12 protein-coding genes are annotated in these 12,884 nt (G+C 64.1%); 11 read left to right on the top strand and 1 reads right to left on the bottom strand.

Annotation, left to right across the window (positions count from 1 at the left end):
- Positions 1-78 precede the first annotated feature (78 nt).
- A complete protein-coding gene (locus APH33_RS25810; RefSeq protein WP_054887870.1) occupies positions 79-690 on the top strand; it encodes a trimeric intracellular cation channel family protein in 612 nt (203 codons plus the stop codon).
- Between the two features lie 108 nt (positions 691-798).
- On the opposite strand, the gene queG is transcribed toward APH33_RS25810, so the two are convergent.
- Positions 799-1,863, bottom strand: a complete 1,065-nt coding sequence (queG, locus tag APH33_RS25805; RefSeq protein WP_054887869.1) for a tRNA epoxyqueuosine(34) reductase QueG — start codon at positions 1,861-1,863, stop codon at positions 799-801.
- Between the two features lie 64 nt (positions 1,864-1,927).
- On the opposite strand from queG, the gene APH33_RS25800 reads away from it, so the two are divergent.
- The 10 genes from APH33_RS25800 (at position 1,928) to APH33_RS25755 (ending at position 12,850) form a co-directional block, all read left to right on the top strand.
- A complete protein-coding gene (locus APH33_RS25800) occupies positions 1,928-2,788 on the top strand; it encodes an NAD(P)H-hydrate dehydratase (protein WP_054887868.1) in 861 nt (286 codons plus the stop codon).
- Complete coding sequence (gene tsaE, locus APH33_RS25795) at positions 2,776-3,249, top strand: tRNA (adenosine(37)-N6)-threonylcarbamoyltransferase complex ATPase subunit type 1 TsaE (protein ID WP_054887867.1); 474 nt, start codon at positions 2,776-2,778, stop codon at positions 3,247-3,249. Before APH33_RS25800 ends, tsaE begins: the two co-directional genes overlap by 13 nt.
- Positions 3,250-3,260: 11 nt before the next feature.
- Positions 3,261-4,691 carry an N-acetylmuramoyl-L-alanine amidase gene (locus tag APH33_RS25790; protein ID WP_054887866.1) on the top strand — a complete coding sequence of 477 codons (1,431 nt, stop codon included), beginning with the start codon at positions 3,261-3,263 and terminating at the stop codon, positions 4,689-4,691.
- Positions 4,688-6,577: a DNA mismatch repair endonuclease MutL gene (gene mutL / locus APH33_RS25785; protein WP_054887865.1), complete on the top strand. Its 1,890-nt coding sequence runs from the start codon at positions 4,688-4,690 to the stop codon at positions 6,575-6,577. The genes APH33_RS25790 and mutL overlap by 4 nt, the downstream gene beginning before the upstream one ends.
- Position 6,578: 1 nt before the next feature.
- The gene (gene miaA, locus APH33_RS25780; RefSeq protein ID WP_054887864.1) at positions 6,579-7,550 is read left to right on the top strand and encodes a tRNA (adenosine(37)-N6)-dimethylallyltransferase MiaA; all 972 of its coding nucleotides are present in this window, start codon (positions 6,579-6,581) and stop codon (positions 7,548-7,550) included.
- Between the two features lie 92 nt (positions 7,551-7,642).
- On the top strand, positions 7,643-7,903 hold the full coding sequence (gene hfq, locus APH33_RS25775; protein WP_027920748.1) for an RNA chaperone Hfq: 261 nt from the start codon (positions 7,643-7,645) through the stop codon (positions 7,901-7,903).
- Between the two features lie 12 nt (positions 7,904-7,915).
- Positions 7,916-9,217 carry a ribosome rescue GTPase HflX gene (gene hflX, locus APH33_RS25770; protein ID WP_054887863.1) on the top strand — a complete coding sequence of 434 codons (1,302 nt, stop codon included), beginning with the start codon at positions 7,916-7,918 and terminating at the stop codon, positions 9,215-9,217.
- Positions 9,218-9,313: 96 nt separating this feature from the next.
- Positions 9,314-10,492: an FtsH protease activity modulator HflK gene (hflK, locus tag APH33_RS25765; RefSeq protein WP_054887862.1), complete on the top strand. Its 1,179-nt coding sequence runs from the start codon at positions 9,314-9,316 to the stop codon at positions 10,490-10,492.
- Positions 10,492-11,361: a protease modulator HflC gene (hflC, locus tag APH33_RS25760; RefSeq protein WP_054887861.1), complete on the top strand. Its 870-nt coding sequence runs from the start codon at positions 10,492-10,494 to the stop codon at positions 11,359-11,361. The genes hflK and hflC overlap by 1 nt, the downstream gene beginning before the upstream one ends.
- 301 nt (positions 11,362-11,662) lie before the next feature.
- Positions 11,663-12,850, top strand: a complete 1,188-nt coding sequence (locus APH33_RS25755) for an ATP phosphoribosyltransferase regulatory subunit (RefSeq protein WP_054887860.1) — start codon at positions 11,663-11,665, stop codon at positions 12,848-12,850.
- Positions 12,851-12,884 lie beyond the last annotated feature (34 nt).

Below are 12,884 nucleotides of genomic sequence, written 5' to 3'. Positions count from 1 at the left end.
AGGCATTGTGCTTGCGCCCTCTTTTGGTGCCTCGGGCAACTGGTTAGACTGCGCGCCTTTTCCGTACGGACCCGCGCCATGTTGTTGATGCTCTACCTGATCGCCATTACCGCCGAAGCCATGACCGGTGCCCTGTCCGCCGGCCGTCGCGGCATGGACTGGTTTGGCGTCGTGCTGATCGCCTGCGTGACTGCCCTGGGTGGCGGCTCGGTGCGCGACGTGCTGCTGGGGCATTACCCGCTGACCTGGGTGAAGCACCCGGAATACCTGGTGCTGACCAGCTTCGCCGCGCTGCTGACGATTTTCATCGCGCCGATGATGCGCCGTTTGCGTTCGCTGTTCCTGGTGCTGGATGCCCTGGGCCTGGTGGCCTTCACCCTGATTGGCTGCATGACCGCGCTGGAGATGGGGCAGGGCATGCTGGTGGCATCGATCAGCGGGGTGATCACCGGGGTGTTTGGCGGGATCCTGCGGGACATCTTCTGCAACGACATCCCTCTGGTGTTCCGTCGCGAGCTGTACGCCAGCGTGTCGTTCGCGGCGGCATGGTTCTACCTGGGTTGCGTTTACTTCAAGCTACCGGCGGAGCAGGCGATGCTGCTGACCTTGTTCGGCGGTTTCCTGGTGCGTTTGCTGGCGATCCGTTTCCACTGGGAAATGCCCAAGTTTCACTACAACGACCAGCAATAATCCCTGTATCCAGGCGCTCCGCATTCTCTGTGGGAGCGGGCTTGCCCGCGAACACCGGCAGAGCCGGTGCCATGCACCGCGCCGTCTTCTTCGCGGGCAAGCCCGCTCCTACAGGGCGCCGTGCTGCGTCAGCGCCCATTCCACATGCTCGCGCACCAGTTCGGACTCATCCTCCCGCCGCGCCTTCAACGCCTCGATCACCGGAATCGTCGAAGGCGCATTACCCAGCCCCACCGCCAGGTTGCGCAAGAACCGCTCATACCCCGCCCGCCGCAACGGCCCGCCTTCGGTCTTGCGCAGGAAGGTGCGCTCGTCCCAGAGGAACATCTCGGCCAGCTCGGCATTCTCCAACCCATGCCTCGGCTGGAAGTCTTGCTCCTGGCTGTAATTGGCAAAGCGATTCCACGGGCAGACGATCTGGCAGTCATCGCAGCCAAACACGCGATTGCCCATCATCGAGCGCAGCTCTACTGGAATGGGCCCGCGCAACTCGATGGTCAGGTAGGAGATGCAGCGCCGCGCATCCAGCACGTAGGGCCCGACGAAAGCCTGGGTCGGGCAGACGTCCAGGCATGCCTGGCAGCGCCCGCAGTGTTCACTGGCATGCGCTTCGTCCACCGGCAGCGGCAGGTCGACGAACAGTTCGGCCAGGAAGAAGTAGCTGCCGGCCTTGCGGTTGAGCAGCAACGTGTTCTTGCCGATCCAGCCCAGCCCGGCCTGCTCGGCCAGGGCCTTCTCCAGCACCGGGGCGCTGTCGACGAAGGCGCGGTAGCCGAACGGGCCGATCGCTTCCTGGATGCGGTCTGCCAGAAACTGCACGCGCTTGCGCACCAGCTTGTGGTAGTCGCGGCCCAGGGCGTAGCGCGACACGTAGGCCTTTTCCGGCTGGGCCAGGCGTTGTGCCATTTGCGTGTCGCCCGGCAGGTAGTCCATGCGTAGCGAGACCACGCGTACCGTGCCTGGAATCAGCTGGTCAGGGTGTGCGCGCTTGCTGCCATGGGCGCCGAGGTACTCCATTTCACCCTGGTAGCCCGCGTCGAGCCAGCGTTGCAGGTGCTGTTCGTGTTCGCCAAGGTCGACCCCGGCGATACCAACGTGGGCAAAACCCAGCTCTTGACCCCAGATCTTGATGGATTGGGCCAGTTGGGCGAGGTCAGGAGTACAGGCGGACATGGATAGGCAGGCAATACGGGCTCAGGTGCGTATAATTCTGCCAGACATTGGAGCCTTTGACCCCATGCCGCAGACCAAACACCCCAGCAACGCCCCGCAACTGCTCAGCAGCGTGACCGTCGCCCGCCTGCCGGCGCGTCATGCGCATGCCCATAAAGGCGACTTCGGCCATGTGCTGGTCGTTGGTGGCGACCTGGGCACCGGTGGTGCCGTGCTGCTCAGTGCCGAGGCCGCGCTGCGCTGCGGTGCCGGGCTGGTCAGTGTGGCGACACGCCCGGAGCACGTCGTGGCCGGGCTGGCGCGCATGCCGGAAAGCATGTGCCTGGGGGTCGAGTCGGCCAATCAGTTGATCGGTGTGCTGGAGCGTGCTTCGGTGCTGGTGGTGGGCCCCGGCCTGGGCCAGGCCGCCTGGGGCCGCAGCCTGCTGTCTGCGGTGGCCAATGCCGAGCGGCCGCAGGTGTGGGATGCCGACGCGCTGAACCTGCTGGCACGCACACCACTGGCGCTGCCCAGCGGCAGCATCCTTACCCCGCACCCGGGCGAGGCGGCGCGGCTGCTAGGCATATCCACCGAGGCAGTGCAGGCTGATCGCCCAGGTGCGGCGCGCAAGCTGGCGCGGCGCTATGCCAGTGTCTGCGTGCTCAAGGGCGCCGGCACCCTGGTGGCGGACCCGACCGGCCAGTTGGCGCTGTGCGAGCGGGGGCATCCGGCGATGGCCGGTGCCGGGCTGGGGGACGTGCTCACCGGCGTGCTGGCGGCGTTGCTGGCCCAAGGGCTGGACGCCTGGAGCGCGGCGGGCCTGGGCGTATGGCTGCACGCCTGTGCAGGGGAGCGCCTGGGCGTCAAAGGTAGAGGCCTGGCAGCCAGTGATCTGGCGCCGGTCATTCGTGAGTTGTTGGAGGAGCATTCTGCGTGTCTGGCTTAACCCTGTTGCTGGCCGATGAAGCGGCCACGGTCGCGTTCGGCGCAAAACTGGCCGAGGTGACCGGCGGTCGCGGCGTGATTTTTCTGGAAGGCGACCTGGGGGCGGGCAAGACCACCCTCTCGCGTGGCCTGATTCGTGGGCTGGGCCATACTGGTGCAGTGAAAAGTCCTACGTTCACCGTGGTAGAACCCTACGAAATCGGTGAGGTGCGCGCCTTCCATTTCGACCTGTATCGCCTGGTCGATCCGGAAGAGCTGGAGTTCATGGGGATTCGTGACTATTTCGAAGGTGACCCACTGTGCCTGTTCGAATGGCCACAAAAGGGTGCGGGCGTTTTGCCAAAGCCCGACCTGACCATTACCATAAGCCCCCAAGCGAGCGGCCGCTCGCTTGACCTTACGCCGCAGGGGGCTCGCGGCGAGGCCTGGTGCACCGCACTGGCCGAACACTATAAACAGTAAGTGGGGTAGGTATGCGCATACGCGCACTGGTCGCTGTCGTTGGATTGCTGCTGACAGCGGTGACCGTTGACGCTCTGGCCGTCACTCAAGTCAAGAGCGTGCGCCTGTGGCGCGCGCCGGACAACACGCGGTTGGTCTTCGATCTGTCCGGCCCCGTGCAGCATAGCGTCTTCACCCTCAGCGCACCCGACCGCCTGGTGATCGACATCAATGGCGCGACGTTGGCCGCGCCGCTGAACGTGTCGACCGCAAACACCCCGATCAGCAGCGTGCGCTCGGCCCAACGTACCCCTACCGACCTGCGTGTGGTGGTCGACCTGAAAAAGTCGGTCACGCCCAAGAGCTTTACCCTGGCGCCCAATGCCCAGTACGGCAACCGCCTGGTGGTCGACCTGTATGACCAGGAAGCCGACGCCATAGCCGCCACTGCACCGACCCCGCCGCCCACGCCGGTACAGACTCCGGCAACCACGCCTGCAGTACCGGTGAGCCCGGCTCAGCCGGCAATAAAGCTGCCGCCGGTGCCGAGTGGCAAGCGTGACATCGTGGTCGCCATCGATGCCGGTCACGGCGGCGAAGACCCGGGTGCATCCGGCTCGCGTGGCCAGCACGAAAAAGACATCGTGCTGCAGATCGCCAAGGAACTGCAGCGCCAGATCAACACCGAAAAGGGCTACCGCGCCGAGCTGACGCGCACCGGTGATTACTTCATCCCGCTGCGCAAACGTACCGAGATCGCCCGCAAGAAGGGTGCCGACCTGTTCATCTCGATCCACGCTGACGCCGCACCGTCGCGCGCCGCCTTTGGTGCCTCGGTGTTCGCCCTGTCCGACCGTGGTGCAACGTCCGAGACCGCGCGCTGGCTGGCCGACACGGAAAACCGTTCCGACCTGATCGGGGGCGCTGGCAACGTCAGCCTCGACGACAAGGACCGTATGCTGGCGGGCGTACTGCTTGACCTGTCGATGACGGCCACGTTGAGTTCCAGCCTGAACGTCGGGCAAAAGGTGCTCGGCAACATGGGGCGTGTCACCTCGCTGCACAAGCAACGGGTGGAACAGGCAGGCTTCATGGTGTTGAAGTCGCCGGACATCCCATCGATCCTGGTTGAAACCGGGTTCATCTCGAACAACAACGAGGCGGCCAAGCTGGCCACCGCCAGCCATCAGCAGGCCTTGGCGCGCTCGATTCATACCGGCGTGCGCCAGTACTTCCAGCAGAACCCGCCGCCAGGCACCTATATCGCCTGGCTGCGTGATAGCGGCAAGATTGCCCAGGGGCCGCGTGAGCACACAGTCCGCCCCGGCGAAACCCTGGCGATGCTCGCCGTGCGCTATCAGGTCAGCGTAACCAGCCTGCGCAGCGCCAACAGCCTCAAGACCGATGAGCTGAAGGTCGGTCAGCACCTCGATATTCCCGCTACCACGCTGGCTGCGCAATGAGTGGTGGTTCGCGCATCCAGCTGCTCAGCCCGCGGCTGGCTAACCAGATTGCTGCGGGTGAGGTGGTCGAGCGGCCGGCATCGGTGGCCAAGGAACTGTTGGAAAACAGCCTGGACTCCGGTGCCCGGCGCATCGACGTGGAGGTCGAGCAGGGCGGTGTGAAACTGCTCCGGGTGCGTGACGATGGCAGTGGCATTTCCGCCGATGACCTGCCGCTGGCCCTGGCCCGTCACGCCACCAGCAAGATTCGTGAACTGGAAGACCTCGAAGGCGTATTGAGCCTGGGCTTTCGGGGTGAGGCGCTGGCATCGATCAGCTCGGTGGCGCGCCTGACCCTCACGTCGCGCACCGCCAGCGCAAGTGAGGCCTGGCAGGTCGAGACCGAAGGCCGCGACATGACCCCGCGCGTGCAACCCGCCGCACATCCGGTCGGCACTTCGGTGGAAGTACGCGACCTGTTCTTCAATACCCCGGCCCGGCGCAAGTTCCTCAAGGCCGAAAAGACCGAATTCGATCACCTGCAGGAAGTCATCCGCCGCCTGGCCCTGGCCCGCTTCGATGTCGGCTTCCATCTGCGCCACAACGGCAAGAGCATCCTCAGCCTGCATGAGGCGCATGACGAAGCTGCCCGGGCAAGGCGGGTGGGCGCGATTTGCGGCCCGGGTTTCATGGAGCAGGCGCTGCCCATCGACGTCGAGCGCAATGGCCTGAGACTGTGGGGCTGGGTCGGCCTGCCGACCTTCTCGCGCAGCCAGGCCGACTTGCAGTATTTCTTCGTCAATGGCCGTGCGGTGCGCGACAAACTGGTCGCCCATGCCGTGCGCCAGGCCTATCGCGATGTACTGTTCAACGGCCGGCACCCGACGTTCGTGCTGTTCCTTGAGCTCGAGCCGAACGGCGTCGACGTCAACGTGCACCCGACCAAGCACGAGGTGCGCTTCCGTGAAGGCCGCTCGGTGCATGACTTCCTCTATGGCACGCTGCACCGTGCCCTGGCTGACGTGCGCCCTGAAGATCAGCTGGCCGCGCCTGCTGCCGTGCCTGAAGTGGTTCGCCCGACAGGGCTGCAAGTCGGCGAGTTCGGCCCGCAGGGTGAAATGCGCCTGGCCTCGCCAGTGCTCGAACAGCCGCAGCGTTCCATTTCCAATGGCGGCAGTGGCGCCGGTTACCAGTACCAGTACACCCCGCGCCCGGCGCAGCCGCTGCCGGTCGCCGAGTCCCAAGCGGTCTACCGCGAGTTCTACAAGCCACTGAACGAGGGCACTTCAGCCTCTTCGGCACTGCCGGAAAGCCAGGGTGACATCCCGCCGCTGGGCTATGCCCTGGCGCAACTAAAGGGTATCTACATCCTTGCCGAGAACGCCGTTGGCCTGGTACTGGTGGACATGCACGCTGCCCACGAGCGCATCATGTACGAGCGGCTCAAGGTGGCCATGGCCAGCGAAGGCCTCAGCGGCCAACCATTGCTGGTGCCAGAAACCCTGGCGCTGAGCCAGCGTGAGGCTGATTGTGCCGAGGAACATGGCCAGTGGTTCCAGCGCCTGGGCTTCGAGCTGCAGCGCCTGGGGCCCGAGACGCTGGCGATCCGCCAGATTCCGGCACTGCTCAAGCAGGCCGAGGCCAATCGCCTGGTTCAGGATGTGCTCGCCGACCTGATGGAGTACGGCACCAGCGACCGCATCCAGGCGCACCTCAACGAACTGCTTGGCACCATGGCCTGCCACGGTGCCGTGCGCGCCAACCGGCGCCTGGCCATTCCCGAGATGAACGCCTTGCTGCGCGACATGGAAAACACCGAGCGCAGCGGCCAGTGCAACCACGGCCGTCCGACCTGGACCCAGATGGGCCTGGACGACCTGGACAAACTATTCCTGCGCGGTCGATGACATGAGCGGCAAACCCCCTGCGATATTCCTCATGGGCCCGACGGCGGCCGGCAAGACCGACCTCGCCATCGAGCTGACCAAGGTCCTGCCTTGCGAGCTGATCAGTGTCGATTCGGCGCTGGTCTATCGCGGCCTGGATATTGGTTCGGCCAAACCTTCCAAAGAGATTCTGGCGGCCTACCCGCACCGGCTCATTGATATCCGCGACCCGGCTGAAAGCTACTCGGCCGCGCAGTTTCGCGCTGACGCCCTGGAGGCGATGGCCGATATCACCGCGCGCGGCAAGATTCCGCTGCTGGTCGGCGGCACCATGCTTTATTACAAGGCGCTGATCGAAGGCTTGGCGGACATGCCGGCGGCCGATGCCGCCGTGCGCGCAGAGCTCGAGGCCCAGGCCGAGGCGCTGGGCCTGGCCGAGTTGCACCGGCAATTGGCCGAGGTCGACCCCGAATCGGCGGCGCGCATTCACCCCAACGACCCACAGCGGCTGATCCGGGCGCTCGAGGTCTACCGGGTGAGTGGCGAGAGCATGACTGCCCATCGCCAGCGTCAATTCGCGGAAAGTCGCGCCGCAGACGCAGGCGCTGGCGGGCATTTGCCCTATACTGTCGCGAGTTTGGCGATTGCGCCTGCGGATCGTCACATTTTGCATAAGCGAATTGCGCTACGATTTTCGCAGATGCTGGAACAGGGCTTCGTCGATGAGGTCCGAACGTTGCGAGCCAGAAGTGACTTGCACGCCGGGCTGCCGTCTATACGGGCAGTGGGTTATAGACAGGTCTGGGACTACCTCGACGGCAAGCTGACTGAGAATGAGATGCGTGAACGCGGTATCATTGCCACTCGACAGCTGGCCAAGCGGCAGTTCACCTGGTTGCGTGGCTGGCCTGGCGTGCACTGGCTTGACAGCCTGGCCTGCGACAATCTGTCCCGCACCTTGAAATACCTTGGGGCGGTCTCCATATTGAGCTGAGTCCCTGCTGATTGCCGTCTATTCTTGCGAAGGGGCGGCCTGACTTATCAATTTTTCTGATTTTTCTATTTATCCTTACAGGAGTGCGGCATATGTCAAAAGGGCATTCGCTACAAGACCCTTACTTGAACCAACTGAGAAAAGAAAAGGTCCCGGTATCGATCTATCTGGTCAACGGGATCAAGCTGCAGGGCTCGATCGAATCCTTCGACCAGTTCGTGGTGCTGCTGAAGAACACCGTCAGCCAAATGGTCTACAAGCACGCCATCTCGACCGTGGTACCTGCCCGTCCGGTTCGCCTGCCAAGCCCGTCCGATTCCGAACACGGCGACAGCGAGCCAGGCAACGCCTGATAGGAGCCTGCATTGTTCTTTGAGCGCCACGGTGGTGGTGAGCGAGCGTTGCTCGTTCACTTGGAAGGTCAGAACCCTGAGGCGCGCGAAGACCCGCAGGAGTTTCAGGAACTGGCACTGTCGGCCGGAGCCGACATCGTCTCGTTGGCCACGGTAGCCAGGCATCAGCCTACGGCCAAATACCTGATTGGCAGCGGCAAGGTCGAGGAGTTGCGCGACCTGGTCAAAGCCGAACAGGTAGACCTGGTGATTTTCAATCACACCCTCACGCCCAGTCAGGAGCGCAACCTCGAGCGAGTCTTCGAGTGTCGCGTGCTTGACCGAACCGGGCTGATCCTCGATATCTTCGCCCAGCGGGCGCGTACCCATGAAGGCAAGCTGCAGGTCGAACTGGCCCAGCTCGACCACATGAGCACACGGCTGGTGCGCGGCTGGACTCACCTTGAGCGGCAAAAGGGGGGGATTGGCTTGCGTGGCCCGGGTGAAACCCAGCTGGAAACCGACCGCCGTCTGTTGCGGGTACGTATCCGCCAGATCAAGGGGCGCCTGGAAAAGGTGCGCAGCCAGCGTGAGCAGGCCCGTCGTGGCCGCAAGCGCGCGGATATCCCGTCGGTGTCGCTGGTCGGCTATACCAACGCCGGCAAGTCCACGCTGTTCAATGCCCTGACTGAATCCGAGGTCTACGCGGCGGACCAGTTGTTCGCCACGCTCGATCCGACCCTGCGCCGGCTCGAATTGGCCGACCTGGGGCCGATCGTGCTGGCCGATACCGTGGGTTTCATTCGCCACCTGCCGCACAAGCTGGTCGAGGCATTTCGGGCTACGCTCGAAGAATCGAGCAACTCGGACCTGCTGCTGCATGTGATCGACGCCCATGAGCCAGAGCGCATGGAGCAGATCGAGCAAGTGCTGGCCGTGTTGGGCGAGATTGGTGCCGAAAGCTTGCCGATCCTTGAGGTCTATAACAAACTCGACCTGCTCGAAGATGTCGAGCCACAGATTCAGCGCGATGCCGATGGCAAGCCGCAGCGGGTCTGGGTGTCGGCACGAGATGGACGTGGCCTGGAGCTGGTCGGCCAGGCGATTGCCGAGTTGCTGGGGGATGATCTGTTTGTCGGTACCCTGTGTCTGGAGCAGCGTTTTGCCCGCTTGCGCGCGCAATTCTTTGCCCTGGGTGCCGTGCAGAGTGAAGAGCATGACGAAGAAGGGCGCAGCCTGCTGAGTGTTCGCCTGCCCAGGGTCGAGTTGAATCGCCTGGTCAGTCGCGAAGGCATGGAGCCGCAAGTGTTTGTCGAGCAACACACTTTGCAATAAATGCCCGGTGAGGTCACCGGGCAGCAGTGGCAGGCATTCTGTAGCATTGGACGGCGCGCCGTGGGCGCGTCTTTGCTTTATCAGATGGAGAGCGCTATGGCTTGGAACGAGCCGGGTGGCAACTCGAACAATCAGGATCCCTGGGGCGGCCGTCGCGGTGGCGGCGGTGGTGGCGACAAGAAGGGTCCGCCGGATCTGGACGAGGCCTTCCGCAAGCTGCAGGACAGCCTGAACGGCATGTTCGGCAGTGGCAAGAAACGTGGCGGCGGTGACCGCAATGTCGGCAAGGGGGGCGGCTACGGCCTGCTGGGCATCGGCCTGGCGGTGCTTGCTGCAATCTGGCTGTACAGCGCCGTGTACGTGGTCGATGAGCAGGAGCAGGCCGTGGTGCTGCGCTTCGGCAAGTACTATGAGACGGTCGGTCCCGGCCTGAACATCTACTTCCCGCCAATTGATCGCAAGTACATGGAAAACGTCACGCGCGAGCGTGCCTACACCAAGCAGGGGCAGATGCTCACCGAAGACGAGAACATCGTCGAGGTGCCGCTGACCGTCCAGTACAAGATCAGCAACCTGCAGGACTTCGTGCTCAACGTCGACCAGCCCGAGGTCAGCCTGCAGCATGCGACCGACAGCGCCCTGCGCCACGTGGTGGGTTCCACCTCGATGGACCAGGTGCTGACCGAGGGCCGTGAGCAGATGGCCGTGGATATCCGCGAGCGCCTGCAGCGTTTCCTCGACAACTACCGCACGGGTATCACCGTCACCCAGGTCAACGTACAGAGCGCGGCGGCCCCGCGTGAAGTGCAGGAAGCCTTCGACGACGTGATCCGTGCCCGCGAAGATGAGCAGCGTGCCCGTAACCAGGCCGAGTCCTACGCCAATGGCGTGGTGCCGGAAGCCCGCGGTCAGGCCCAGCGCATCATCGAGGATGCCAACGGTTACCGCGACGAAGTCATCGCCCGCGCCAAGGGTGAGGCTGACCGCTTCAGCAAACTGGTCAGCGAGTACCGCAAGGCACCTGAGGTGACCCGTCAGCGTCTGTACCTGGAGACCATGCAAGAGGTCTACAGCAATTCGAGCAAGGTCCTGGTCACGGCCAAGGATGGGCAGAACAACCTGCTCTACCTGCCGCTGGACAAGATGGTCGAAGGCAGCCGCAACACGGCCGCGCCAGGCGCCAGCGTCAGCCCGTCGGTCAACGATGCGGCCGCGCGTGCGGCGCAGGACCTGCAACAGCAACAGCCGCCACTGCGTACTAGGGAGAGCCGCTGATGAGCAACCGATCGCTGATCGCCCTGATTGCCGCCGTGGTTCTGGCCATTGTGGCCTGGAACAGCTTCTACATCGTGTCCCAGACCGAGCGTGCAGTGCTGCTGCGCTTCGGTAAGGTGGTCCAGGCGGATGTCCAGCCGGGCCTGCATGTGAAGATTCCGTACGTGAACCAGGTACGCAAGTTCGACGCACGCCTGATGACCCTCGACGCCCCGACCCAGCGGTTCCTGACCCTGGAGAAGAAAGCGGTGATGGTCGACGCCTATGCCAAGTGGCGCGTCAAGGATGCCGAGCGCTTCTACACCGCCACTTCCGGCATGAAGCAGATTGCCGACGAGCGTCTGTCGCGTCGTCTGGAAAGCGGCCTGCGTGACCAGTTCGGTAAACGTACCCTGCACGAGGTGGTTTCCGGTGAACGTGACGCGTTGATGGCTGACATCACCGCATCGCTGAACCGCATGGCCAGCAAGGAGTTGGGTATCGAGGTCATCGACGTGCGCGTCAAGGCCATCGACCTGCCGAAGGAAGTCAACCGCAGCGTCTTCGACCGCATGAGTACCGAGCGTGAGCGTGAGGCCCGCGAGCACCGCGCCAAAGGTAACGAGCTGGCCGAAGGTATTCGCGCCGATGCCGACCGTCAGCGCCGTGTACTGCTGGCCGAAGCCTACCGCGAGGCGGAAGAGACCCGCGGTGATGGCGACGCCCAGGCGGCCGCCATCTACGCCAAGGCCTACACCCAGGACGCCGATTTCTATGCGTTCTACCGTAGCCTGCAGGCGTACCGCGAGAGCTTCTCGAGCAAGAGCGACGTGCTGGTCCTGGATGCGAAGAACGAGTTCTTCCGCTTCCTGGACAAGAGCAAGCCGTGACGCTCAGGCCCTGATTTCCATGCAGCGGCACCCCGCCTGGCAGCTAAAACACCAGGCGGGGTGCATCCTGTATGAAAAGGGGTGTATGATGAGGCAGCCGGGAAATTTCCCGGCTTTTTTGCGTCTGCAAGGTTGATTGGCAAAGCGCCAGTTGACGGTTTGGTCAGGTCGCAAGGCAATTTGAGGGTATCGGGTACGGTGGCTGCGCTGGGATCAGTGCTGCCCGCTGCTGTGCGCGATACCGGCTTTACTGACGGCTCGCCAGCTGGCAAGCCGCCCGGACCAGAGGGGAAATGGCGTAATGGCAACGGTAGACCGCTGGCTGCTGCCAGATGGCATCGAGGAAGTACTGCCACCTGAGGCTGCGCGTATCGAGATCGCGCGCCGCCAGGTGTTGGACCTGTTCCAGAGTTGGGGCTACGAGCTGGTCGTCACCCCGCATATCGAGTACCTGGAGTCGCTGCTCACCGGCGCCGGCCAGGACCTGGATCAGCGCACCTTCAAGGTGGTCGACCCGCAGTCCGGTCGCCTGATGGGCTTCCGCGCCGACTTCACCCCGCAGGTCGCGCGCATCGACGCCCATACCCTGCGCCGCGAAGGCCCGAGCCGCCTGTGCTATGCCGGTAGCGTGCTGCACGCCCAGCCACGTGCCTTGTCCACCTCGCGCAGCCCGATTCAGCTGGGTGCAGAGCTGTACGGCGACGCCAGCCCGACCAGCGATGTCGAAGTGATCAGCCTGATGCTCGCCACGCTGCAGCTGACTGACGTTGCCGACGTGCACATGGACCTCGGCCACGTCGGGATCTACCGCGGCCTGGCCCGTGCCGCCGGCCTGTCGGGCGCGGTCGAACAGCAGTTGTTCGATGCCCTGCAGCGCAAATCGGTTGATGAGGTACAGGCGCTGACTGCCGATTTGCCGAAGGACTTGGGCAACATGCTGCGCGCCCTGGTCGAGCTGTGCGGTGGCCGAGAAGTGCTGGCCGAAGCGCGAGTGCGCCTGGGCCGTGCCCCGGCCAGCGTATTGGCGGCGCTCGACGACCTGCTGGCGATCGCCGATCGCCTGGCGTCGCGCTTCCCGGAGCTGCCGCTGTACTTCGACCTCGGCGAGCTGCGCGGTTACCACTATCACACGGGCGTGGTGTTCGCCGTGTTCGTTCCGGGCGAAGGTCAGTCCATCGCCCAGGGCGGCCGCTATGACGACATCGGCGCCGACTTTGGCCGGGCACGCCCGGCCACCGGTTTCTCCACGGATTTGAAGACCCTGGTCACACTGGGGCGAGCGGAGGTCGTATTGCCAACTGGCGGCATCTGGATGCCGGACAGTGGCGACGCGGCCCTCTGGCAGCAGGTCTGCCAGTTGCGCAACGAGGGCCAGCGTGTGGTCCAGGCTCTGCCTGGCCAGCCGTTGAGTGCTGCTCTCGAGGCGGATTGTGATCGGCAATTGATTCAGCAAGACGGGCGCTGGCAGGTTCTGCCGCTGGCCCAGTGAGTTTCTGCGTCGGCAGTAGGCCGGCAACCAAGTT

The sequence above is a fragment of the Pseudomonas sp. NBRC 111130 genome (genome assembly GCF_001320485.1).
Lineage (GTDB): Bacteria > Pseudomonadota > Gammaproteobacteria > Pseudomonadales > Pseudomonadaceae > Aquipseudomonas > Aquipseudomonas vlassakiae.
This window is presented reverse-complemented; position numbering and strand designations above follow the sequence as displayed.

Coding starts and splice junctions, on each gene's coding strand:
- APH33_RS25810 (WP_054887870.1), top strand. CDS start 79: ATGTTGTTGATGCTCTACCTGATCGCCATTACCGCCGAAGCCATGACC.
- queG (WP_054887869.1), bottom strand. CDS start 1,863: ATGTCCGCCTGTACTCCTGACCTCGCCCAACTGGCCCAATCCATCAAG.
- APH33_RS25800 (WP_054887868.1), top strand. CDS start 1,928: ATGCCGCAGACCAAACACCCCAGCAACGCCCCGCAACTGCTCAGCAGC.
- APH33_RS25790 (WP_054887866.1), top strand. CDS start 3,261: ATGCGCATACGCGCACTGGTCGCTGTCGTTGGATTGCTGCTGACAGCG.
- mutL (WP_054887865.1), top strand. CDS start 4,688: ATGAGTGGTGGTTCGCGCATCCAGCTGCTCAGCCCGCGGCTGGCTAAC.
- miaA (WP_054887864.1), top strand. CDS start 6,579: ATGAGCGGCAAACCCCCTGCGATATTCCTCATGGGCCCGACGGCGGCC.
- hfq (WP_027920748.1), top strand. CDS start 7,643: ATGTCAAAAGGGCATTCGCTACAAGACCCTTACTTGAACCAACTGAGA.
- hflK (WP_054887862.1), top strand. CDS start 9,314: ATGGCTTGGAACGAGCCGGGTGGCAACTCGAACAATCAGGATCCCTGG.
- hflC (WP_054887861.1), top strand. CDS start 10,492: ATGAGCAACCGATCGCTGATCGCCCTGATTGCCGCCGTGGTTCTGGCC.
- APH33_RS25755 (WP_054887860.1), top strand. CDS start 11,663: ATGGCAACGGTAGACCGCTGGCTGCTGCCAGATGGCATCGAGGAAGTA.